Source organism: Fictibacillus aquaticus (genome assembly GCF_002245695.1).
GTDB classification, from domain to species: Bacteria; Bacillota; Bacilli; order Bacillales; family Fictibacillaceae; genus Fictibacillus; species Fictibacillus aquaticus.
In genome coordinates this window covers 1,238-1,560 of sequence record NZ_NOII01000086.1, presented here as the reverse complement: position 1 = coordinate 1,560, position 323 = coordinate 1,238, and the positions used below count along the sequence as shown (strand labels likewise).

1 protein-coding gene is annotated in these 323 nt (G+C 47.1%); it reads left to right on the top strand.

The genetic code is table 11. The features are described from left to right. Positions 1-225 precede the first annotated feature (225 nt). On the top strand, positions 226-323 hold a 98-nt coding region (locus CGZ90_RS21165), incomplete at its 3' end, for an SsrA-binding protein (RefSeq protein WP_240515506.1).

Genomic DNA, 323 nt, shown 5'->3' with positions numbered 1-323 from the left:
AGGACGGAGACGCCGAGGAGGCAGCCGCAGACAGGAAGGCACCTCTGACAGCAAGCCTTCAACAAAAGGGAAAAAGAAGCCGTTTTACAAACCGGTTGCGAAAAAGAGCAAGAAAAAGAAACGTTAAAAAATCGGTCAAGGTTCAGCAGCCGCTGAACCTTGACGTTTTCTGACCAACCTTGCTATACTAGATGATGCACCTCTTAGGAAAGGATTGAAATTCAGATGCCAAAAGGCGAAGGAAAAGTCGTCGCACAGAATAAAAAAGCGACACACGACTACCATATCGAAGACACATACGAAGCAGGAATCGTCCTTCAGGG